Source organism: Salinarimonas rosea DSM 21201, from assembly GCF_000429045.1.
Lineage (GTDB): Bacteria > Pseudomonadota > Alphaproteobacteria > Rhizobiales > Beijerinckiaceae > Salinarimonas > Salinarimonas rosea.
On sequence record NZ_AUBC01000011.1, the window covers coordinates 163,889 to 185,503 of the forward strand.

Below are 21,615 nucleotides of genomic sequence, written 5' to 3' on the forward strand. Positions count from 1 at the left end.
TCGAGGAAGCTCCCATGACCACGACACCCCACCTCGCGCTGCCGCTGATCGCGGCGGCGCAAGCGATGAAGCACGTCACGCACAACGAGGCGCTGGCGCGGCTCGATGCGCTCGTCCACTGCGCCGTCGCGGCCGAGGCGGACGAGGCGCCGGCCGCGCCGGAGGCGGGCGCGCGCCTGCTCGTCTCGGGCACGCCGGCGGGCGCGTTCGCCGGGCAGGCCGGCGCGATCGCGCTCTTCGATGCGGGCGTGTGGCGCTTCCTCGCGCCGCGGGCCGGGTGGCGGGTCTACGTCGCCGCCACCGACGCGCTCCTCGTGCACGACGGCGCCGCCTGGCGGCCTCTCGCGGACTACGTGCCCGATCCGGTCGAGCTGCCGCGGCTCGGCATCGGCACGGCGCCGGACGCGCTCAACCGGCTCGCGGCCAAGCTCAATGCCGCGCTCTTCGCCTCCCTGACGACGGCCGAGGGCGGCACGGGCGACCTGCGCTTCGTCCTCAACAAGGAGGGTGCCGGGCGCACCGTCTCGCAGCTCTACCAGTCCGGCTTCGGCGGACGGGCGGAGACGGGGCTGATGTCGGACGACGACTTCCGCATCCGTGTCTCCGCCGACGGCGCCACCTGGCGCGATGCGGCGCATTTCGAGGCGGCGACGGGCGCGGCGCGCTTTCCCGGTGGGCTCCCCGGCCTCGCCGGCGGCTGGCGCAACCTCCTGATCAACCCGGCCTTCGCCGTGAACCAGCGCGGCTTCGGGGGCGGCGTGCTCGCGGCGGGCGCCTACGGCTTCGATCGCTGGAAGGCGGGCGCGGCCGGCGCCACGCTGTCGCGGGCCTGGGAGGGCACGATGACCCTCGACGGCGCGATCGAGCAGGTCGTCGAGGCCCCGGACCTGCGCGGCGAGACCGTCACGCTCTCGGTCGAGGACCCGAGCGGCGCGCTCGAGGTGACGATCGGCACGGATCCGCACTGGGCGAGCGGCAGCATCGCCGCGGGCAGCGGACGCCGCGGCGTGGCGCTGCAGGTGCCGTGGGAGGCCTTCGCCGACGTCACCGTGCGGATCTCGGCCGCGGCCGAGGCGACGTTCCGGCGCGTGCAGCTCGAGGTCGGCGCCGTGCCCGGCACCTGGGAGCGCCGGCCGATCGCCGTCGAGGAGGCGCTGTGCCGGCGCTACTTCTGGATGGCCGGTCTCGACGCCGCGAACCGCACGATCGGGACGACGGCCGGGCTCGACGACACGCACCACCAGGCGCTCGTCGCCTTTCCCGTCGCCATGCGCGCGCAGCCGACCTGCGCGCCGAGCGCCACGGGCAGCTTCGCGCTCGCCGTCGACGACGAGACCGGCTGGGCCGAGCGGACGCTCACGCTCCTCGAGTTCCTGGAGGCGAGCCGCGAGGCGGCGCGCTTCCGCCTGTCCACGGGGATCGTCACGCCCCGCGGCCGCGCCGGCCAATGGCGCGCCTACGGCGACGGGCGCCTGCCCTTCGATGCCGAATTGTGATGCCGCAACCTCAGGAGATCCGCATGACCGAGACCAAGACCCCGCTGGCCAGCCGCACCGTCTGGGCCAACATCGTGGGCCTCGCCGCCCTCCTCCTGCCGCTGGCCGGTTTCGACGCGAGCGCCCTCGAGCCCCAGCGCCTGGCCGAGGCCGGGGCGACGCTCGTCGCGGCGGCGAGCTTCATCGCCTCGAGCGTGTTCCGGGTCGTCGCGACGCGCCGGCTCGCGCGCTGAGGCGCACCCGCATCGTTCGCACGGAAGACCCCGTGCGCGGAAGGCCCGTGCCGACGGAGACGCCTCCCGCGCACGGACGATCAGTCGCGCTCGCGATGCAGGATCTCCGCCGTGCGCGGATGCACCTTCATCTCGTAGCGCACGCCGTCCTCCATGATGTAGACCTCGTAGACGCCGTCGTCGGCCTCCACCTTCGTGACGCGCCCGCCGTTCGCCTCGAGGCGCTGCGTCAGCTCGCCGATGGAGAGCCAGTCGGCGGCGGGAACGGCGTCGTCGCGGTCGTCGCCGCGATCGGACGAGGCGAGCGTCGGGCCGGCGAGGAGAGCCAGCGCCAGCGCGCCGGCGGCGAGGGGCAGGGAGTGACGAGCCTTGATCATGCCTGTGGTCCTTTCTCGTTGCGCGCCGTCGGGATCTCCCGCGGCGACGAGCGGACCTTGGCGTACCCCGTCTGATGCCGTCCTGACGGCGGCCGTCAGCATCCCGTCAGCGGGAGGGGCGCAGGATCGGCCGATGGCCTCCCGACCCGCCCTCGCAATGCTCCTCGCAGGCCTCCTCGGCTGCCTCCTCGCGCTCCCGCCGGGGCGCGCGGCGGCCGACGCGCACCGCTATTCCGACGACGACGATCACGTGGCCGCCCGCGAGGCGGTGCGCCGCGGGGAGGCGCTGCCGCTCGCGGAGATCCTCGCCGCGATCCCGCCGCACGTCGCCGGCCGCGTGATCGAGGTCGAGCTCGAGCGGGAGGACGGCCTCCTCGTCTACGAGATCACCCTCGTCGCGGCGGACGGGCGCGTGCGCGAGCTCGTCGTCGACGCCGCGACCGCGCGGGTGCTGGAGATGGAGGTCGACGAGGACTGACATGCGCGTGCTCTGCGTCGAGGACGATCCCCGCATCGCGGCCGACGTCGGCGCCGCCCTCTCGGCGGCGGGCTTCGTCGTCGACGTCTCCCGCGACGGCGAGGACGCCTGGTTCCGCGGCGACACGGAGGACTACGCGCTCGTCGTGCTCGACCTCGGCCTGCCGGCGCTCGACGGCCTCTCCGTGCTCGAGCGCTGGCGCGCCGCGGGGCGGACGATGCCCGTCCTCGTGCTGACCGCGCGCGGCTCGTGGGTGGAGCGGGTCCGCGGAATCGACGCGGGCGCCGACGACTACCTGCCCAAGCCGTTCCGCATGGAGGAGCTCGTCGCGCGTGCCCGCGCCCTCGTGCGCCGCGCCGCCGGGCACCCGGCGCCGGCGATCGTCGTGGGCGACGTCGTCGTCGACCCGCGTCGCACCAGCGTCAGCCGCGCCGGTTCGCCCGTCTCCCTCTCCCCGCTCGAGTATCGGCTCCTCGCCTACCTCGCCCATCATCGCGGGCGCGTCGTGCCCGCGGGCGAGCTGATGGAGCAGCTCCACGGCGACGACGACGCGCGCGACCAGAACGCGCTCGAGGCACTCGTCGCCCGGCTGCGCCGCAAGATCGGGCCGGGCGTGATCGAGACCCGCCGGGGCTTCGGCTACACAATTCCGGACGGACCGGGATGATCCGCTCGCTGCGCACGCGCCTCGTCGCGGCGGGGCTCGCCTCGATCGCCCTCGCGCTCGCGCTGTCCGCGGCGGGCCTCTCGCTCCTGTTCGAGCGGCACGTCGAGCGCCGGCTCGTGGCGGAGCTCTCCGTGCAGCTCGACCAGCTCGTCGCCGGGCTCGATCGCGGACCCGATGGCGGGTTCGTCGTGGTGCGCCAGCCCGGCGACCCGCGTTTCGCGCAGCCGCTTTCGGGCCTCTACTGGCAGGTCGAGGTCGCCGGCACGGAGCTCCGCGCGCGCTCTCTGTGGGACGAGCGCCTCGCGCTGCCCGTCGACGTGGTGCCGGACGGCACCGTGCACGTCCACCGCATCCCCGGTCCCGCCGACGCGACGCTCCTCGCCGTCGAGCGCCGGGTGATCCTGCCGCCGCGCCTGGGCGAGGCGGGCGCGCGCGTCGCGGTCGCCCTCGATCGTGCCGAGGTGGCGCGCGCGACCGCCGCCTTCCGCGCCGATCTCCTCCCCTACCTCCTCGTCGTCGGCCTGGTGCTGGCGCTCGCCAGCGTGGCGCAGGTGCGCGTCGGCCTGCGCCCGCTCGCGCGCGTGGCGAAGCGGGTCGCCGCGGTGCGGGCGGGGACCGCGCGCCGCGTCGGCGCGGGCTTCCCCACGGAGGTCGCGCCGCTGGCCGGGGAGCTCGACGCGCTCATCGCCGCGCGCGAGGCGGACGTCGCCACGGCCCGCGCCCGCGCCGCCGATCTCGCCCACGGGCTGCGCACGCCGCTCCAGGCCCTCGAGGGCGACGTCGCGCGCCTGCGCGCACGCGGCGACGACGCGCTCGCCGACGACATCGCCGCCGTCGTCGCCGCCATGAGCCGCCACGTCGAGCGCGAGCTCGCCCGCGCGCGCCTCGCCGGGCGCTCGGCGGCGGCCCGCGCGGCGGTGCGGCCGATCGCGGAGCGGGTCGTCGCCGTGGTGCGCCGAACGCCCGACGGCGCGGGAAAAGCCTGGCAGGTCGCGATCCCCGAGACGCTCGAGGCCCGCATCGACCCGGACGACCTCACCGAGGCGCTGGGCAACCTCGTCGAGAACGCCGCCCGCCACGCGCGCGCTGTCGTGCGCGTCGACGCGGCATCGGAGGCGGGGCGCATCCGCCTGCGCGTGATCGACGACGGGCCGGGCATCCCGCAGGACGCGCTCGACGCGGTCCTCCTCCGCGGCGGGCGCCTCGACGCGCGGGGCTCCGGCGCGGGCCTCGGCCTCGCCATCGTCCTGGAGATCGCCGAGGCCTGGGGCGGGACGCTCGCCTGCGGGACGGGGCCGGAAGGCTTCTGCGCGACGCTCGACCTTCCGGGAACGTGAGGGGCGCGCCGAAGCCCGGAACCCTGTCCGCGCTCGGGCCTTGCCGCACCACAGACGTGCTCCCGCGAGGCTCCCGACCCGTCCCTATGATCGACTTCCTTCTCCCCTTCGCCTTCGCCGCCGCGGGCGTCGCGACCATCGCGTTCGCGCTCCTCGACATCTTCCGCACGACGCTGACCCTGTGCGGCGCCGGGCCGGTGACGAAGCGGATCACGGCGGGCACCTGGGTCGTCGTGCGGCGGCTGCTCTCTCGGAACGCGCGGCTCGTCGCCGACGGGCCCCCCGACCCGCCCTCCACCGACGCCCTGGCGCGCGCGGGCTTGCCGCTCGCGCCGCCGGCAGACTACGACGAGGCGATCGTGCAGGCGGCGGAGCGCCGGTGCACCGCCCGCGGCATCGTCGAGGAGAGCGGCTGGGACTGGCGGGCGATCGCCTGACGCGGGCTCACGGCCGTCCGGCCTCGCGCTCGGCGCCCGGGTCGAGCACCGCATGGGCGGCGAGCGCGAGCGCGGCGATCGCGCCCAGCGGCGCGAGGAGCAGGCGCGGGGCCTCGAGCAGGAACGGGCGGTACTCGTGGATCATGGCTCCCCACTCCGGCCGGCCCGTGTCCGCCGCGAGGCCGAGGAAGCCGAGCGCGGCGACGAGCGTCACCGCCCGCGCCGCGTCCGCGCCGGCGAGCGCACCCACGGGTCCCGCCAGCGCGGGGACGAGGTGGCGGGCGAGCGCGCACGGGCGGGCGAGCCCGAGCGCTTCCGCCGCGCGCCAATAGGGTTCGGCGACGAGCCGTTCGAGCAGCGCCGCGACGGTGATGGCGTAGGGCGCCCACGCGCTCGCCGCGAGCGCCAGGCCGGCGGTGGCCGGCCCCGCGCCGAGCAGGGCCGCGAGCACGAGGGCGACCACGAGGGTCGGCGCCGCCAGCGCCACCTCCGCGAGCCGGCGCACGGCGAGCGCGAGCGGGCCCGGCCCGAGCGCGATCGCGCTCCCCGCGGCGATGCCGAGCCCGAGCGTCGCCGAGAGCCCGATCGCCAGCGCCAGCAGCGATGGCCCCGCACCGGCGGCGAGGCGCGCGAGGAGATCACGGCCGAGATGGTCCGTGCCGAGCGGATGCGCGGGGGAGGGCGGGGCGAGGGTTCGGGCGAGGTCGATGGCGTGCGGATCCCCCGGGGGCGCGAGCCCGCCGAGCATCGCGGCGACGACGACGCCCGCGGCGAGCGCGACCCGGGCGCGTCTCAAGCGGCCACCCGCGGGTCGAGGCGCCGGCGCGCCAGGGCGGCGACGGCGTGGACCGACAGCAGCCAGAACGCCACGAGGGCGACATAGGCCTGGAGCAGCGCGTAGTCGCGGGTCGCGACCGCGTCCACCACGCGGTCCGACAGGCCCGGCACCGAGAACACGATCTCCGCCACCGCCGTGCCGCCGACGATCCAGGCCGCTTCCGGCGTGATCGCCGCGAGCACGGTGAGCGCCGCGTGCCGCCGCCCGTGGCGCCAGAGGGCGCGGGTGCGCGAGAGGCCCTTCATCCGCGCGGTGATCATGTACGGCGCGCCCGCGGCCTCGGCGAAGGCGACGCGCGCGACGCGGGCCACGGCGCCCACGGAGAACAGCGCGACGACGGCGATCGGCAGGGCGAGCCGCTCCGCCGGCGAGCCCGTGAGCGGCGCGAGGAGCCGCCATTCCACCGCGACGAGCCACAGCAGCACGAGGCCGACGGCGAAGGCCGGGAGCGCCTGGGCGGAGACGGCGAGCACGCGGCTCGCCCGGTCGGCGAGCCCGCCCGGCCGCGCCGCCGCCGCGAATCCGAGCGCGAAGCCGCCGGCGACCGCCGCCGCGAGCCCGCCCGCGCCGATCGCCGCCGACCACGGCGCGCGGGCCGCCACGTCGGCGAGGATCGGCCGGCCCGTCACCGGCGAGACGCCCCAGTCCAGCGTCAGGAAGCCGCCGAGCCACGTCGCGAACTGCGCCGCCAGGGACCGGTCGAGCCCGAAGGTGACGCGCAGCGCCGCCACGGCCTCGGGTGTCGGCGCGACGTTGCCCGCGGCGAGCAGCATCTCGACCGGGTCGCCCGGCATGGCGCGCACGAGCGCGAACGCCGCCGCCGTGACCAGCAGCCAGGCGCAGAGGAACTCCGCACCGCTCCGCAGCGCCGTCGCCATGCGCTCAGTCCGCAGGCAGGAGGTCGGGGCGGATGACGTAGTTGTCCGAGCCCCAGGGCTCGTAGCCGGCGAGCCGGCCGGAGAGGCCGACGTGCCATTCCGGCGTGACGAGATGGGCGACGGGCGCGTCCGCCGCCGCGACCGCCTGCGCCTCCCGCGCGAGGCGGATGCGCTCGGCGGGGTCCTCCGCGCTCGCGAGCGCGGCGACGAGCGCGTCGAGCTCGCCCGACGACCAGCCGGCGTAGTTGCGCGCGCCCTCGCTGCCCAGGAAGAGCGAGAGGAAGAAGGCCGGATCGCCCGCGGGCGCCGTGTGCTGTGCCCAGAGCAGGAGGTCGAAGTCGCCGCTCGACGCGATCTCGTTCGGCAATTCCGTGACGCGGGTCGTCGCCCCGATGCCGATCTCGGCGAGCGCGGCGCGCAGGACCGGCTGGAGCGTGACGAGGTCGGGCCGCTGCGGGTAGGCGACGAGGTCGAGCACGAGCCGCACGCCGTCCTTGCTGCGCACGCCGTCGGCGCCGAGGGTCCAGCCGGCCTCCTCGAGCTGGCGCCGGGCGCCCTCGGGGTCGAGGGCCGGCACGACGTCGGCGGCGAACGGGTAGGCCTCGGCGAAGGCGCCCGTCGCCGGGCGCCCGGCGCGGATCGCGGCCACGAGCGTCGTGCGGTCGATGGCGCGGTCGATCGCCCGGCGCACGGCGACGTCGGCGAGCGGGCCTTCGCGCGTGTTCATGAACATCATGTACTGGTAGGCGACTGGGAAGGAGCGCACGGTGACGCCGTCGCGCGCCCGCAGCATGGAGAGCGTCTCCACCGGCAGGTTGAAGGCGAGGTCGAGCTCTCCCGAGGCGAGGGCGAGCGCCATCGCCTGCCCGTCGCCGACATGCCGCAGGTCGATCGGCGCGCGGGCCTCGGCGCCCGGGTAGTGCGGGTTCGGCTCGAGCGCGATCCGCGCGCCCGGCTCGAACGACGCGACCGCGTAGGGACCGGTGAAGACCGGGCCGGCGTCCGTCTGCCGGTAGGCCGGGAAGGCCCATTCCGCGAGGATCGAGGGCAGGATCGGCGTCGGCCGCTCGGTCTCGACGAGGAGCGTGCGCGGGTCGAGCGCGGTGAAGGTCAGGCGCCCGGCGCTGGCGCGTGCCGCCGGGTTCCGGTCGCCCGTGCGGTTCTGCGCGGCGGCGACCCCCTCGGCGTGGACCGGCGTGCCGTCCGAGTACATCCGGCCCTCGGCCAGCGTCACGATCCAGGCGCCGTCGTCCCGGCGCTCGGCGCGCTCGGCGAGGAGCGGCACGACCGTGCCCTCGCGCGAGACGGTGAACAGCCCTTCCGCGATGCCGTGGGAGATGAGCGCCCAGCCGGCCGAGCCGTCGATCGGGTCGAGGCTCTCTGCGACGAAGGTCTTGGCGACGACGAGCGGCGCCGGATCGGCGGCGATGGCGGGCGGGGCGACGACGAGCGCCGTGCCGGCGAGGAGCGCGATGGCGAGGAGGGTGCGGCGGGTCGGCGAGAGGCGGATCATGCTGGCGTTTCCAGGTCTTCGCGGAAGAGGGGGCCGACGAGCGGGCTCGTCGTCGGGATGGGCGGGATGCGGCCGAGGATGCCGGCGCGCAGGGGCTCCGGCCGCTCGCCGCGGGCGAGGAAGCCCTCCTGCGTCGCCGCGTAGGGAGCGAGCACGTCGAGGACGGCGTGCGCGTGGCGATGGGGGTCGAGATCCCCGAACACGTAGGTGAAGCGCCCGTGGCCGGAGAGCGCGATCGTGCAGGGGCGCCGGCACTGGCTCATGCAGGCGACGCCGCGCACGGCGAGGCCGTTCGGCAGGTCGCCACGGCCGGCGGCGGCACGGGCGATCGCGCCCGCGAGCCGTGCGCCGCCGCGCACGTCACCGTGCGAATCCTCGCGGCCGTCGCGGCAGCGGGTGCATACGGAGAGGACGACCCGGCCCTCGAGGGACGGGTCGCTCATCGTGATGGTGTCGTCTCTGTCGCTGCGGATGTGGATGCGGAAGGCGAGCGGGGGGCTCGCCGTGGGTCACGGGTCATGGTCACTCCTCCGGGCCTCCCCGCCCGTCTCGTGGCGTCGATGTCGGCAGGTCTCCTGGCTCGCGGGTCGTCGCCGCCTCCCGCCTTCCCGGCCCTCGGGCGAGACGCCCGGCGGCCAGTGGCATGATGGGAGGAGGCTCTCCGCTCACAGTTGCGGGGGCAGCCCCGGATTCGCGCCCGCCGCTCGCGCGGCCGGCCCTCACCGGATTCCCTCTTCGTCCCCTCGCGGGGAACCGACGGCGGAACACTATACTCCCGCTCGCGCGCGTCAAGCCGCCGCAGCCGGTCGTTCTGTCGACGTATGTAACACTATAGCATTACATATCAGGCCACCAGCCATCCGTCCAGCCGTCGCGCTTGCACGCGCCACCGGGCGCCCCCACACTGCGCATCATGCTGACCACGTTCTTCGCCGAGCTGCGCGCCGCACGCATTCCCGTTACCCTGCGCGAGTACCTCACGCTGCTTGGGGCGCTGGAGCGCGATCTCGCGGGCAAGCGGGTGGAGGACTTCTACTATCTCTCCCGCGCCGCGCTGGTGAAGGACGAGCGCAACCTCGACAAGTTCGACCGGGTGTTCTCGCGCGTGTTCCAGGGCCTCGGCACGATGGGCGAGGCGCTCGAGGCCGCGGAGATCCCGGAGGAATGGCTGCGCAGGATCGCCGAGCGCTACCTCACGCCCGAGGAGAAGGCCGAGATCGCGGCCAAGGGCTGGGACCGGCTGATGGACGAGCTGAAGCAGCGCCTCGCCGAGCAGAAGGGCCGCCACCAGGGCGGCAACAAGTGGATCGGCACGGCCGGCACCTCGCCCTACGGCGCCTGGGGCTACAACCCGGAAGGCATCCGAATCGGCCAGGACGGCAACCGCAACGTTCGCGCCGTGAAGGTCTGGGACAAGCGCGAGTTCAAGGACCTCGACGACCAGGTCGAGCTCGGCACCCGCAACATGCGTGTCGCGCTCCGGCGGCTGCGCCGCTTCGCCCGCACCGGCGCCGCCGACGAGCTCGACCTGGACGGCACGATTCGCGAGACCGCGCGCCAGGGATGGCTCGACGTGAGGATGCGGCCCGAGCGGCGCAACGCGGTGAAGGTGCTGCTCTTCCTCGACGTCGGCGGCTCGATGGACTGGCACGTCGAGCGCGCCGAGGAGCTGTTCTCCGCCGCACGCGCGGAGTTCAAGCATTTCGAGCACTTCTACTTCCACAATTGCCCCTACGAGGGCCTGTGGCGCGACAACCGCCGCCGCCACGCCGAGACGATCCCCACCCTCGACGTGATCCGCACCTTCGGGCCGGATTATCGCTGCGTGCTCGTCGGCGACGCCTCGATGAGCCCCTACGAGATCCTGATCCCCGGCGGCTCGGTCGAGCACTGGAACGAGGAGCCCGGCCAGGTCTGGCTCGAGCGCCTGCTGGCCCATTTCGGCCGCGCCGCCTGGCTCAATCCCGTGCCGGAGGCGCACTGGGGCCACACCCAGTCGATCGGCCTCGTCTCGCGCCTGATGAGCGGGCGGATGTTCCCGCTGACGCTGGACGGGCTCGACCGGGCGATGCGGGAGCTGGTGCGGTGAGCATGCGGCTGCGTCCGACGACGATCCTCGGCACCCTCCTCTCGGGGCTCCTCGCCGCCGCCCAGCCCGCCGCCGCCCAGCCCGCCGCCGCCTCGCCCGCCGAGCCCTGCGCGCCGCGGACCTTCGACGGCGCGCGCTTCACCGTGTGCGTGATCGATCCGCGCGATCACGTCCTGCGGCTGTTCGCGGCCGGCGAGGACGGGCGGCCGCTCGGGCGCTTCGCCAACCTGCCGCGGGAGATCGAGGGGGCGCCGCTCGTCTTCGCCATGAACGCGGGGATGTACGATGCCGAGCTCGACCCGATCGGGCTCCACGTCGAGGAGGGCGAGACGATCGTGCCCGTCAACACCAACGACGGGCCGGGCAACTTCCACATGAAGCCCAACGGCGTCTTCTTTGTGGAGAACGGCCGCGCGGGGGTCATGAGCACCGAGGCCTACGTCGCGGCGCGGCCGGACGCGACGCTCGCGACGCAGTCGGGGCCGATGCTCGTGATCCAGGGGGAGATCCATCCCCGCTTCATCCCCGGTTCCGATTCGCTCAAGCGCCGCAACGGCGTCGGGGTCGCACAGGACGGGGAGATCTGGTTCGCGATCTCCGAGGAGCCGGTCTCCTTCCACACCTTCGCCCGCCTGTTCCGGGACGGGCTCGGCACGGAGGACGCGCTCTTTCTCGACGGCGGCCTCGTGCCGAGCCTCTACGCCCCGCATCTCGGCCGCACCGGCGACGGCTGGGCGCCGCTCGGCCCGATCATCGCCGCCTACGCGCGGGGCGACTGAGGCGCGGAAGCGGCCGCGAAACGCCCGCGAATTGCGAGAGGCGACGAAAACCCCGCGATTCGGGCGCGTTTTCCAATCCGTCTGCGCCGAAAGGCCGGGAAACTGTCCCGTTGCCGCGGCCGTCGCGACTGTCTAACGTACCCCGAACGAGAGGGCGCCCCGGCGCCTCGCGGGGAGGATGATGGACGGTCACGCACAGGCGGGCGCGACGACGCGCGGGCTCGCCCTCGGCTGCATCGCTGACGACCATACCGGCGCGACCGACCTCGCGAACACGCTGGCGCGCGCGGGCCTCTCCGTGGTGCAGACCATCGGCGTGCCCGGGCCGGACGTCGCCGTGCCCGAGACCGACGCGCGGGTCGTCGCCCTGAAGATCCGCTCGGTTCCGGCGGACGAGGCTGTCGCGAAGGCGCGCGCGGCCCGGGACGCCCTCGTCGGCGCGGGGGCGGGCCACGTCCTCTACAAGATCTGCTCGACCTTCGATTCGACGGATGCCGGCAACATCGGCCCCGTGACGGACGCGCTGCGCGCGGACGCCGGCGCGGCGATCGTCCCGGTCTGCCCGGCCTTCCCGGGCACCGGCCGGACGGTCTACCAGGGCCACCTCTTCGTCGGCGACAGGCTCCTCTCCGAGAGCCCGCTCAAGGACCACCCGCTCAACCCGATGCGCGACGCCGACCTCGTGCGCGTGCTCGCCCGCCAGAGCGCCGCGCCGGTCGGGCTCGTGGCGCATGCGACCGTGCGCGCAGGCGCCGACGCAATCGCCCGGCGGCTCGAGGCGCTCGCCGGCGAGGGGAGGGGGGCGGCGGTCGTCGACGCGATCTGCGACGACGACCTGATCCCGCTCGGCGAGGCCGCCCTGCGCCACCCCGTCTCCACCGGCGCGTCCGGTCTCGGCCACGGGCTCGCGCGGGCGCTGATCGCATCGGGCCGTGCGCGCGAGAGCGCGGCCGCGGCACTGCCGGAGGTCGGCGGCCCCGCCGTCGTGCTCGCCGGCTCGACCTCGGCGGCGACGCGCGCGCAGCTCGCGGCGGCGCAGGCGCTGATGCCGGTGCTGCGCATCGACGCGGCGGCCGCGGTCGCCGATCCCGAGCGTGCCCTGGCCGACGCGCTCGCCTTCGCCCGCGAGAAGCTGCCCTCCGGTCCCGTCGCCATCGCCACGAGCGCCGATCCGGACGCCGTGGCCGCCGTCCAGGCACGCTTCGGCGCACGGGTCGCGGGCGCGGCGCTCGAGAGCCTGATGGCGCGCATCGCCGAGCACCTCGTCGCCTGGGGCCTGCGCCGCCTCGTCGTCGCCGGCGGGGAGACCTCCGGCGCCGTCGTCGAGGCGCTGCAGGTCAAGGCCCTGCGCATCGGCGCGGAGATCGCGCCGGGAGTGCCGGCGACCCTCGCGCTCGGCGCGCCGGCGGGGGCGCTCGCGCTCGCGCTGAAGAGCGGCAACTTCGGAGGAGAGGATTTCTTCGCCCGCGCGCTGGAGGCGCTACGCTGACGCGTGCGGGTGCGGGAAGGAGCGGGCGCCGTCGCGCGCTCGCGGTCACGAGCCAAGAAACGAACGGGAGGACACAGACCCCATGTTCCACACGACCCTGAAGGCCGCGCTCGCCGGCGCGGCGATCCTGGCGCTCGGCATCGGCGGCGCCCAGGCGCAGCAGTCGCTCAAGCTCGGCTACTCGCTCGCCCCCACCTCGCACTACGGGGTCGGCGCCACCGCCATGGCGGAGAAGCTCGAGGAGCTCTCCGGCGGCGAGTTCATGATCGAGCAGTTCCCCGCGAACGCCCTCGGCGGCGAGCGCGAGATGGTCGAGGGCGCCCAGATCGGCACCGTCGACATCGTGATCACCTCGACGGGTCCCGTCGGCAACTTCGTGCCCGACACGCTCATCACCGACATTCCCTTCCTGTTCCGCGACTACGACCACGCCCATGCCGTGCTCGACGGGCCGATCGGCCAGGAGATCCTCGACCAGTTCCCGAACCACGGGCTCATCGGTCTCGCCTGGGGCGAGAACGGCTTCCGTAACCTGACGAACAACGTGCGCCCGGTCCGCACGCCGGAGGACACGCGCGGGCTCAAGGTGCGCACCATGGAGAACCAGGTGCACATGCGCGCCTTCCAGGAACTCGGCGTGCTGCCGACGCCGATGGCGTTCCCCGAGCTGTTCACCGCGCTCCAGCAGGGCACGGTCGACGGCCAGGAGAACCCGATCGGCGTGATCCTGTCGGCGAACTTCTCGCAGGTGCAGGATCACCTGACGCTGACCCAGCACGTCTACTCGCCGGCGCTGATCATCCTCTCGCCGATCGTCTGGGAGGGCCTGTCCGACGAGCAGAAGGGCTGGTTCCGCGAGGCCGCCGCCGCGGGCGCCGCCGCCATGCGCGAGAAGGTGCGCGAGGACGCGGACAACGGCGTCGCCATGCTGAAGGAGCAGGGCATGCAGGTCGTCGAGGACCCGGACCGTGCGGCCTTCGAGGCGGCCCTCCAGCCCGCCTTCGCGGAGTTCGCCGAGCGCTTCGGCCAGGACAAGATCGACGCGATCCGCGCCGTCGGCATGTGACGTGTCTCATGTGACGTCGCTCCCCTCTCCCGGACGGGAGAGGGGCCGGGGGTGAGGGCGTACGGCTCGCCGCACGACGCGAGCCGCTCGCCACACCTCCACCGGCATTCCCTCACCCCTGCCCCTCTCCCTTCCGGGAGAGGGGTACTCGAAGAGTGCACGATGCTCGCCGCCCTCAAGCTCGTCGACCGCACCGTCTTCCACGTCGCGCTCACGCTCGCGATGGTGCTGCTCGTCGCGATGGCGGGCGTGTCGTTCTACCAGGTGATCACCCGCTTCGTGTTCGAGCAGCCCTCGACCTGGTCGGAGGTGACCTCGCGGAGCCTGCAGATCTGGATGGTCTATCTCGGCCTCGTCGCCGCCTTCCGGACGGGCTCGCTGATGGCGGTGGACATGCTCCAGCGCCTCGCCCCGAAGCGGCTCGAGCTCGTCGTGATCTGCGCCGTGGCCGGCCTCAACCTCGGCGTCCTGGCCGTGATGTTCTGGCACGGCTGGAGCATGGCCGAGCGCGTGCGCTTCCAGACACTGGCCGGCGTCGACAACCCGTTCACGGGCGGCGGCATCTCGATCGCGCTCGTCTACACCGCCATCCCCGTCGGCGCCGCGCTCTCCATCGTCGCCGTCGTCGCCCGCCTCGCCGAGGAGGTCGACCGCGTGCGCAAGGGCGCGGCCGTTCCGGTCCCCGAGGCGCGCGCCCGTCTCGAGAGCGAGGGAGCCTGACCCGCCATGTCGACCTTCATGCTCGCCGGCATGGTCTTCTTCATCGCCCTCGGCGCCCCGATCGCGATCGCCATCCTCGCCGCCTCGATCGGCGGCATCGCCTTCTTCACCCCGCTGCCGCTCGTCCTCGTCGCGCAGAAGCTGATGACGACGATCGACTCGTTCCCGTTGATGGCGATCCCGTTCTTCATCCTCGCCGGCAACCTGATGGAGGCGGGGGGCATCTCGCGCCGGCTCGTCGAGTTCGCCAAGGCGCTGGTCGGCGGCGTGCAGGGCGGGCTCGCGGCGTCGTGCGTGCTCACCTGCATGATCTTCGCCTCGGTCTCCGGCTCGTCGGTGGCGACCACCTTCGCCATCGGCGCGATCATCATCCCCGCGATGGTCAAGCACGGCTACCCGAAGAGCTTCGGCGCGAGCCTGCAGGCGACCTCGGCGGAGCTCGGCGTGATCATCCCGCCCTCGATCCCGCTCATCCTCTACGGCGTCGCGGCGGAAGTCTCGATCGGCGAGCTGTTCGTCGGCGGCATCGGGCCGGGGCTCCTCATCGGGGCGGCGCTGATCCTCTACGTGCTGGTCGCCTGCCGCGTGAACGGCTGGGGCAAGGAGGACCACGTCGGGCGCCTGCCGCTCCTCGCCGCGACGAAGGAGGCCGCCTGGGCGCTCCTGATGCCGGTGATCATCATCGGCGGCATCTACCAGGGCGTCTTCACGCCGACCGAGGCCTCGGTCGTCGCGGTCGTCTACGCGCTCCTCGTCGGCACCCTCGTCTACCGGGCGATCTCGTGGCGCGACCTCGTCGGCGTGCTGCGCCGCTCGGTGATCTCGTCCACCATCATCATGTTCATCATCGCGGCGGCGGGGCTGTTCTCGTTCCTGATCACCCGCGCCGGCGTCCCCGCGGCGATCTCGTCGTGGATCACGAGCGTCGTCTCCGACCCGGCGATGTTCCTGCTCGCGGTCAACGTCTTCCTGTTCCTGGTGGGCATGTTCATCGAGACCTCGGCGGCGATCATCGTGCTCGCGCCGATCCTCGCGCCGGTCGCGATCGCCTTCGGCGTCGACCCGGTCCATTTCGGGCTGATCATGGTCGTCAACCTCGCGCTGGGGATGATCACCCCGCCCTTCGGCGTCAATCTCTTCGCCGCATGCCAGGTGGCGCAAGTTCCCCTGGAGCGGATCATCCGCCATCTCGTACCCTTCGTGCTGGTGGTGGTGACGTGCCTGATGATCATCACCTACGTCCCCGAGCTGACGCTGTTCTTCCGTAACCTCGCGTATTGAGAGCGCACATGACCGTTCCCGCGCCCAAGCTGCTCATCGGCGGCGCCTTCCAGGACGCCGCCTCCGGCGAGCGCATCCCCGTCATCGATCCCTCGACCGGCGAGCCGCTGGGCGAGCTCGCCCGCGGCCGCGCGGCCGACGTCGAGGCCGCCGTCAAGGCCGCGAAGAAGGCGCTCGAGGGGCCGTGGGGCCGCATGACGGCGACCGAGCGCGGGCGCATCCTCACCCGGATCGCCCAGGGCATCCTCGACCGCGCCACCGACCTCGCGATCCTGGAGGCCCGCGACGTCGGCAAGCCACACGCCCAGGCCAAGGCCGACGCGCTCGCCTGCGCGCGCTATTTCGAGTTCTACGGCGGCGCCGCCGACAAGGTCCACGGCGACACCATCCCCTACCAGGCCGGCTACCAGGTGATGACCTGGTACGAGCCCCACGGCGTCACCGGCCACATCGTGCCGTGGAACTACCCGATGCAGATCATCGGCCGCTCGGTGGGCGCCGCGCTCGCCATGGGCAACGCCTGCGTCGTCAAGCCGGGCGAGGACGCCTCGCTCACCGCGCTGATGATCGGCAAGATCGCGCTCGAGGCCGGCCTGCCCGAGGGCGCGCTCAACATCGTCACCGGCTACGGCGAGGAGGCCGGCGCGCCGCTCGCCTCGCATCCGGACGTCGCGCACGTCTCCTTCACGGGCTCCGTGCTGGTCGGCCAGAAGATCCAGGAGATGGCGGCGCGCAACGTCGTGCCCGTCACGCTCGAGCTCGGCGGCAAGTCGCCCCAGCTCGTCTTCGCCGACGCGGACCTCGAGGCGGCGCTGCCCTTCCTGGTGCGCGCCTCCGTGCAGAACGCCGGCCAGACCTGCTCCGCCGGCTCGCGCATCCTGATCGAGAAGCCGATCTGGGACGAGGTGGTCTCGGCGCTGGTCGAGCGCTTCTCGGCGCTCACCGTCGGCCCCGCCCTCGACGATCCCGACGTCGGCCCCATCGTCAACGGGCGCCAGCGCGACCGCGTGAAGGGCTTCATCGAGCGCGCCGAGGCCGGCGGCGCCAGGATCCTCGCCCGCGGCCGGGTGCTGGACGACGCGCCCGCCGGTGGCTTCTACGTGGCGCCCGCCCTGTTCGGCCCGGTCGACGCCGAGGCCGAGCTCGCCCGCGACGAGATCTTCGGCCCGGTCCTCTCGCTCATCCCCTTCGAGGGCGAGGACGAGGCGATCGCCATCGCCAACGGCACCGACTTCGGCCTCGTCGCCGGCGTGTGGACCCGCGACGGCGGGCGCCAGCTGCGCATGGCCAAGCGGCTGCGCGCCGGCCAGGTCTTCGTCAACAACTACGGCGCCGGCGGCGGCGTCGAGCTGCCCTTCGGCGGCGTCGGCAAGTCCGGCCACGGCCGCGAGAAGGGCTTCGAGGCCCTCTACGGCTTCGCCCAGCTGAAGACCGTGGCCATGAAGTACGAGTGACGTCCAGCCGCGGGTGAGGGACTAGCGGTTGCCTCGAAGCCCCGACGCCGACGACCGGCGATCGGGAGCTCCCCTCTCGACGAGTGAAAGGGGAGACCCGCGGCGGCCTCGATCGGCGGCGCGGCGCGACGGATATCATCAGGAGAAAACGACATGCGTCTGGCAGGCAAGGTCGCCGTCATCACCGGAGCCGGCTCCGGGTTCGGCGAGGGGATGGCGAAGCTGTTCGCGCGGGAGGGCGCGAAGGTGATCGTCGCCGACATCGCGGAGGAGGGCGGGCGGCGCGTCGCCGCCGAGATCGGCGAGGCCGCGCGCTTCGTGCGCGCCGACGTGACCAGGGCCGCCGACGTGCAGGCCATGGTGGACGAGGCGGTCTCCGCCTTCGGGCGGCTCGACATCCTCGTCAACAACGCCGGCTTCGCCCACCGCAACCGGCCCATGCTCGAGGTCGACGAGGAGACGTTCGACCGAATCTACGACGTCAACGTCAAGGCGATCTTCCACGGCGCGCACGCCGCGATCCCGGTCTTCCGGGCGCAGGGGAACGGCGGCGTGATCCTCAACATCGCCTCGACGGCGGGCGTGCGCCCGCGCCCGGGCCTCGTCTGGTACAACGGCTCGAAGGGTGCGGCGATCACGCTCACCCGCGCCATGGCGGTGGAGCTCGCGCCCGAGAAGATCCGCGTCGTCGCCATTAATCCGGTCGCCGGCGAGACCGGCATGCTCGCCACCTTCCTCGGCGAGGACACCGAGGAGCGCCGCGCCCAGTTCCGCGCCACGATCCCCATGGGCCGCCTGTCTCAGCCCGCCGATATCGCCAACGCCGCGCTCTTCCTGTGCTCGGACGAGGCGGAGTTCCTCACCGGGGTGTGCATGGAGGTGGACGGCGGCCGCTGCATCTGACGCCGTCGCCTCCCTCCGGGAGACGGCCGCGACGCCGACCGGAGGAGGCACAAGTCGTCGCGCCAGTACGCGGCGAGCGTCCGTGTCGGTCCCGTCGGGAACGACACGGATCTCCCGGTCGGCGGCGCGAAGCGGCAGGCGCCGCTTCGGCGATGCGCCGTGCAACCTCATGCGCGCTCTCGCCTTCTCCGGCGCGGCGCAGGCTGGCCTCAGGGATCGGCCCAGTGCCGTGTAAGGTGGTCCTTACAGTAATTTCTGTAACATTCCGTTGACACTCGGGAAGCTCGGCCATAGGATGCGCGGGCCTGATCGGGCTCATTCCCGCAGGCGATTCCGAAAGGAGTGCGCGCATGTACAGCGAAAAGCAGACGCTGGATCTGGACGATCCGGACCGCATCTGGCCGACCGGGCTGACCATCCGCGAGTCCGAGGAGCTCCACAAGCACGTCATCGACGGCGCTCGGGTGTTCTTCGTGATCTCGCTGATCGCCCACATCCTCGCCTACGTCTTCACGCCCTGGGGTGGCTGAGGGAGATCCATCATGAACCAAGGTCGTATCTGGTGCGTCGTGAGCCCGACGGTCGGGCTGCCGCTCTTCCTGGGAGCCGTGGCCCTGATCTCGTTCGTCGTCCACTTCGCCATTCTCGGCAACACCACGTGGTTCCCCGCCTTCTTCCAGGGCGGTTGACGCGGCCGGCCGATCCCCCGGGCCACCGCTGCCGAGGGGCGGGCGCAGGCGCCCGCCTCCCGCGGCCTATCCGACGCTGCGCATGCCCTTCCTCCGGTGCCGGGCGGCGCGCTGGCGCGTGACGAGGGGCCAAACGACGACGTGTGTGCGAGGAGATCGCAGGAACGGGAGCGGGCACATGGATACGGGGTCGACACAGGTCATCGGCATCTTTCGTTCCGAGCCCGCGGCAGACGCCGCGGACGGCGCCCTCGCGGCCGCCGGCTTCGTGGAGCGACGGGTGATCCGTCCGCAGGCGGACGACAACGAGACGATCGCGCGCGGAGCCACCGCGGACGGCTTCCTGCCGCCCGGCCTCGCCCGCCTCTACGGACGGCTGCTCGGCGAGGGCGCCGTCGTCGTCAGCGTCAAGGCGCCCTTCGGCGAAGGCGGCGCGGCGGAAGCGATCGTGCGGCGCGCGGAGGGCTACGAGGCCCCGCCCGCGGCACCGCCGCCGCGCAACCCGGCCCCGTTCTCCACCGCCTTCGGCCTGCCGGTCCTCACCGGCTCGCGCTCGCACACCGAGCTGATCAGCAAGTGGTCGTTCTCCGACTTCCTGGGCATCCGGATGCTGTCGCGCCGGCCCGCGCCGCTCTCGCAGGCGACGGGGATGCCGACGCTGACGAGCCGGCCGGCCGAGCGCAAGACGACGAGCTTCGGCATGCCGATGCTCTCCGGCAGCGCGGCGCCCTTGTCCTCGGCCGTCGGGCTGCCGACCCTCACCGCCCCCAAGCGCGCGTGGACGAGGAGCTTCGGCATGCCGCTGCTCTCGCGCAAGGCCGCACCGCTGTCCTCCTTCCTCGGCCTGCCGGTGCTGACGAGAAAGCAGTAGCCGCGCCGCGCCGGCGCGCGCTCGCCATCCTGCGAGGCCGGGCATGATCCTCCTTCGGCGGCGACTCGTGGCGTTCTGGGCCGGCCTCGGCCCGCGCTGGCTCCCGTTCGCGGACGTGGCGACCCCGGACCTGACGCTCGGGCGGCTCTTGCGGCTGTCCTTGTTCCAGGTCTCGGTGGGCATGACGCTCGTGCTCCTCGTCGGCACCCTCAACCGGGTGATGATCGTGGAGCTGGGCGTCGCGGCGAGCGTCGTCGCCGTGATGGTGGCGCTGCCGGTCGTGTCCGCGCCGTTCCGGGCGCTGATCGGCCATCGCTCCGACACGCACCGCTGCGCGCTCGGCTGGCGGCGCGTGCCGTTCGTCTGGAAGGCCACCCAGCTCCAGTTCGGCGGCTACGCCATCATGCCTTTCGCGCTCCTGGTGCTCGCCGGCGCCGGGCAGGCGGCGGACGCCCCGGCCTGGCTCGGGCTCGGCGCGGCGGCGCTCGCCTTCCTGCTCGTGGGTGCCGGCGCGCATGTCCTCCAGACCGCGGGGCTCGCGCTCGCCACCGACCTGACGCCGCCGGAATCCCACGCCAAGGTCGTCGGGCTGATGTACGTCACGCTGCTGCTGAGCATGATCGCGAGCGCCCTCGTCTTCGGCGCGGCGCTGGAGGACTTCACCCCCGGCCGGCTCGTGCAGGTGATCCAGGGCGCGGCGGTCGCCTGCATCGTCCTCAACGGCATCGCCTTCTGGAAGCAGGAGCCGCGGGACCCGCATCGCGGACGGGCGCGCGCCCCGGACCCGGGCTTCGCCGAGAGCTGGGTGCGATTTCGTGCCGGCGGGCGGGCGATGCGCCGGCTCGTCGTGGTCGGCGTCGGGACGATGGCCTTCGGGATGGCCGACGTGCTGCTCGAGCCCTTCGGCGGCGAGGTCCTCGACTGGAGCGTTGCGGCGACGACGAAGCTCACCGCGCTGCTCGCGCTCGGCGGGCTCGCCGGCTTCGCCACCGCCTCGTGGGCGCTCGGCCGCGGTGGCGATCCGTACCGCCTGACGCTCGTCGCCGCGGCGATCGGCGTGCCGGCCTTCGGCCTCGTCATCCTCGCCGCCCCGACGGGCTTCGCCGCCTCGTTCCTCGCCGGCAACGTCCTCATCGGCTTCGGCGCGGCGCTGTTCGGCCACGCGACGCTCACCGCCACGATGAACCTCGCGCCGCCCGGCCAGGCGGGCCTCGCGCTCGGCGCCTGGGGCGCGGTCCAGGCCACCGCCGCCGGCGTCGCGCTGGCGCTCGCGGGCGTGATCCGCGACGTCGTCACGCTCGCCGCGGACGTGCTGGAGACGGCGGGTCCGTTCGGCGGGGCGGCGGCGGGATACATCGCGGTCTACGGCCTCGAGATCGTGCTCCTCGTCGTCACCATCGCCGCCGCCCTGCCGCTCGCGCGCCGTGCGGTCGCACGGGAGAGGAGCGAGATGCACGAGGCGGCCTCCGCGTCCGCCCGGGCACGGCCCGCGCCATGACCGTGCGCGCGATCCTCACCGCGCCCGACGCGGCGCTCCGCGCCGTCTCGGCCCCGGTCGACGCGTTTGACGAGACCGTGGCGGCGGCGATCGCGGACCTCGCGCAGACCATGTGCGCCCGGCGGGCGATCGGCCTCTCCGCACCCCAGATCGGGGACGCGCGGCGCATCGCCGTCATCGATCCGCAGGGCGACGGCGCCGCGCCGGAGGCCTTCGTCAATCCGCGCATCGTCGCACGGGGGCGCGCCTTCGGCTTCGTCCAGGAGAGCTGCCTGTCGCTGCCCGGCGTGGTCGCCAGCGTCTGGCGCGACACGCGGGTGCGCGTGCGGGCGCAGGACGCGCAGGGGTGCCCCTTCGAGCGCGACCTCGTGGGCATGGCGGCGGTGAGCCTCCAGCACGAGATCGACCACCTCGACGGACGCCTCTTCGTGGACCGCCTCTCCGCGCTCCGGCGTTGGGCGATCCGCCGGCGGCTGGGGGCGGCCGCGATGGGGGCAGCCCCCCGGTTGCCGGCGTGACGCC

The 21,615-nt window shown here is 73.8% G+C and carries 24 protein-coding genes and 1 riboswitch; of the genes, 19 read left to right on the forward strand and 5 right to left on the reverse strand.

Annotated features, from left to right (window positions below; all coding sequences use genetic code 11):
* The first annotated feature begins 14 nt into the window (after positions 1–14).
* Together G407_RS30365 and G407_RS0109740 are read left to right on the forward strand one after the other, a co-directional pair.
* Positions 15–1,496 carry a DUF2793 domain-containing protein gene (locus tag G407_RS30365; RefSeq protein WP_052341164.1) on the forward strand — a complete coding sequence of 494 codons (1,482 nt, stop codon included), beginning with the start codon at positions 15–17 and terminating at the stop codon, positions 1,494–1,496.
* Positions 1,497–1,519: 23 nt separating this feature from the next.
* Positions 1,520–1,729: a hypothetical protein gene (locus tag G407_RS0109740; RefSeq protein WP_029030661.1), complete on the forward strand. Its 210-nt coding sequence runs from the start codon at positions 1,520–1,522 to the stop codon at positions 1,727–1,729.
* Positions 1,730–1,809: 80 nt separating this feature from the next.
* On the opposite strand, the gene G407_RS0109745 is transcribed toward G407_RS0109740, so the two are convergent.
* Positions 1,810–2,106 carry a PepSY domain-containing protein gene (locus tag G407_RS0109745; RefSeq protein WP_029030662.1) on the reverse strand — a complete coding sequence of 99 codons (297 nt, stop codon included), beginning with the start codon at positions 2,104–2,106 and terminating at the stop codon, positions 1,810–1,812.
* A 133-nt stretch (positions 2,107–2,239) separates the two neighbouring features.
* Here G407_RS0109745 and G407_RS0109750 point away from each other — a divergent pair, with 133 nt between their 5' ends.
* The 4 genes from G407_RS0109750 (at position 2,240) to G407_RS0109765 (ending at position 5,025) form a co-directional block, all read left to right on the forward strand.
* Complete coding sequence (locus G407_RS0109750; RefSeq protein WP_029030663.1) at positions 2,240–2,584, forward strand: PepSY domain-containing protein; 345 nt, start codon at positions 2,240–2,242, stop codon at positions 2,582–2,584.
* A 1-nt stretch (position 2,585) separates the two neighbouring features.
* On the forward strand, positions 2,586–3,251 hold the full coding sequence (locus G407_RS0109755; RefSeq protein ID WP_029030664.1) for a response regulator transcription factor: 666 nt from the start codon (positions 2,586–2,588) through the stop codon (positions 3,249–3,251).
* The gene (locus G407_RS26810; protein WP_043539396.1) at positions 3,248–4,588 is read left to right on the forward strand and encodes a sensor histidine kinase; all 1,341 of its coding nucleotides are present in this window, start codon (positions 3,248–3,250) and stop codon (positions 4,586–4,588) included. Before G407_RS0109755 ends, G407_RS26810 begins: the two co-directional genes overlap by 4 nt.
* Before the next feature lie 86 nt (positions 4,589–4,674).
* Positions 4,675–5,025: a hypothetical protein gene (locus G407_RS0109765; protein ID WP_029030665.1), complete on the forward strand. Its 351-nt coding sequence runs from the start codon at positions 4,675–4,677 to the stop codon at positions 5,023–5,025.
* A 7-nt stretch (positions 5,026–5,032) separates the two neighbouring features.
* On the opposite strand, the gene G407_RS0109770 is transcribed toward G407_RS0109765, so the two are convergent.
* Genes G407_RS0109770 through G407_RS0109785 form a run of 4 tightly spaced genes read right to left on the reverse strand, consistent with a single transcriptional unit; the run spans position 5,033 to position 8,697 of the window.
* Positions 5,033–5,821: an ABC transporter permease gene (locus tag G407_RS0109770; protein WP_052341166.1), complete on the reverse strand. Its 789-nt coding sequence runs from the start codon at positions 5,819–5,821 to the stop codon at positions 5,033–5,035.
* Complete coding sequence (locus G407_RS0109775) at positions 5,818–6,741, reverse strand: ABC transporter permease (RefSeq protein WP_052341167.1); 924 nt, start codon at positions 6,739–6,741, stop codon at positions 5,818–5,820. Before G407_RS0109775 ends, G407_RS0109770 begins: the two co-directional genes overlap by 4 nt.
* Before the next feature lie 4 nt (positions 6,742–6,745).
* A complete protein-coding gene (locus tag G407_RS0109780; RefSeq protein ID WP_052341168.1) occupies positions 6,746–8,254 on the reverse strand; it encodes an ABC transporter substrate-binding protein in 1,509 nt (502 codons plus the stop codon).
* Positions 8,251–8,697: a DUF1636 family protein gene (locus tag G407_RS0109785; protein WP_029030668.1), complete on the reverse strand. Its 447-nt coding sequence runs from the start codon at positions 8,695–8,697 to the stop codon at positions 8,251–8,253. Before G407_RS0109785 ends, G407_RS0109780 begins: the two co-directional genes overlap by 4 nt.
* Before the next feature lie 105 nt (positions 8,698–8,802).
* Positions 8,803–9,027, reverse strand: a riboswitch (cobalamin riboswitch).
* A gap of 140 nt (positions 9,028–9,167) precedes the next feature.
* On the opposite strand from G407_RS0109785, the gene G407_RS0109790 reads away from it, so the two are divergent.
* The 13 genes from G407_RS0109790 to def all read left to right on the forward strand — a co-directional run bounded on the left by G407_RS0109790 (position 9,168) and on the right by def (position 21,611).
* On the forward strand, positions 9,168–10,343 hold the full coding sequence (locus G407_RS0109790) for a vWA domain-containing protein (protein ID WP_029030669.1): 1,176 nt from the start codon (positions 9,168–9,170) through the stop codon (positions 10,341–10,343).
* Between the two features lie 2 nt (positions 10,344–10,345).
* Complete coding sequence (locus G407_RS0109795; protein WP_029030670.1) at positions 10,346–11,122, forward strand: phosphodiester glycosidase family protein; 777 nt, start codon at positions 10,346–10,348, stop codon at positions 11,120–11,122.
* A 181-nt stretch (positions 11,123–11,303) separates the two neighbouring features.
* A complete protein-coding gene (gene otnK, locus G407_RS0109800; protein WP_052341193.1) occupies positions 11,304–12,611 on the forward strand; it encodes a 3-oxo-tetronate kinase in 1,308 nt (435 codons plus the stop codon).
* 82 nt (positions 12,612–12,693) lie between these two features.
* Entirely contained in the window at positions 12,694–13,677 is a 984-nt protein-coding gene (locus G407_RS0109805) for a TRAP transporter substrate-binding protein (protein ID WP_029030672.1), read from the forward strand.
* A 162-nt stretch (positions 13,678–13,839) separates the two neighbouring features.
* Entirely contained in the window at positions 13,840–14,397 is a 558-nt protein-coding gene (locus G407_RS26815) for a TRAP transporter small permease (RefSeq protein WP_052341169.1), read from the forward strand.
* A gap of 6 nt (positions 14,398–14,403) precedes the next feature.
* Positions 14,404–15,678: a TRAP transporter large permease gene (locus G407_RS0109815; protein WP_029030673.1), complete on the forward strand. Its 1,275-nt coding sequence runs from the start codon at positions 14,404–14,406 to the stop codon at positions 15,676–15,678.
* An 8-nt stretch (positions 15,679–15,686) separates the two neighbouring features.
* On the forward strand, positions 15,687–17,132 hold the full coding sequence (locus tag G407_RS0109820) for an aldehyde dehydrogenase family protein (RefSeq protein WP_029030674.1): 1,446 nt from the start codon (positions 15,687–15,689) through the stop codon (positions 17,130–17,132).
* Positions 17,133–17,285: 153 nt separating this feature from the next.
* On the forward strand, positions 17,286–18,035 hold the full coding sequence (locus G407_RS0109825; protein WP_029030675.1) for an SDR family oxidoreductase: 750 nt from the start codon (positions 17,286–17,288) through the stop codon (positions 18,033–18,035).
* 350 nt (positions 18,036–18,385) lie between these two features.
* Positions 18,386–18,565 (forward strand): light-harvesting protein, encoded by a 180-nt coding sequence (locus G407_RS0109830; RefSeq protein WP_043539398.1) that lies wholly within the window; start codon positions 18,386–18,388, stop codon positions 18,563–18,565.
* 12 nt (positions 18,566–18,577) lie between these two features.
* Positions 18,578–18,724 carry a light-harvesting protein gene (locus tag G407_RS30370; RefSeq protein ID WP_052341170.1) on the forward strand — a complete coding sequence of 49 codons (147 nt, stop codon included), beginning with the start codon at positions 18,578–18,580 and terminating at the stop codon, positions 18,722–18,724.
* Positions 18,725–18,902: 178 nt separating this feature from the next.
* Positions 18,903–19,595: a hypothetical protein gene (locus G407_RS30375; RefSeq protein ID WP_029030677.1), complete on the forward strand. Its 693-nt coding sequence runs from the start codon at positions 18,903–18,905 to the stop codon at positions 19,593–19,595.
* A 43-nt stretch (positions 19,596–19,638) separates the two neighbouring features.
* Positions 19,639–21,093, forward strand: a complete 1,455-nt coding sequence (locus G407_RS26825) for an MFS transporter (RefSeq protein WP_052341171.1) — start codon at positions 19,639–19,641, stop codon at positions 21,091–21,093.
* On the forward strand, positions 21,090–21,611 hold the full coding sequence (gene def / locus G407_RS26830) for a peptide deformylase (RefSeq protein WP_052341172.1): 522 nt from the start codon (positions 21,090–21,092) through the stop codon (positions 21,609–21,611). Before G407_RS26825 ends, def begins: the two co-directional genes overlap by 4 nt.
* Positions 21,612–21,615: the final 4 nt, after the last annotated feature.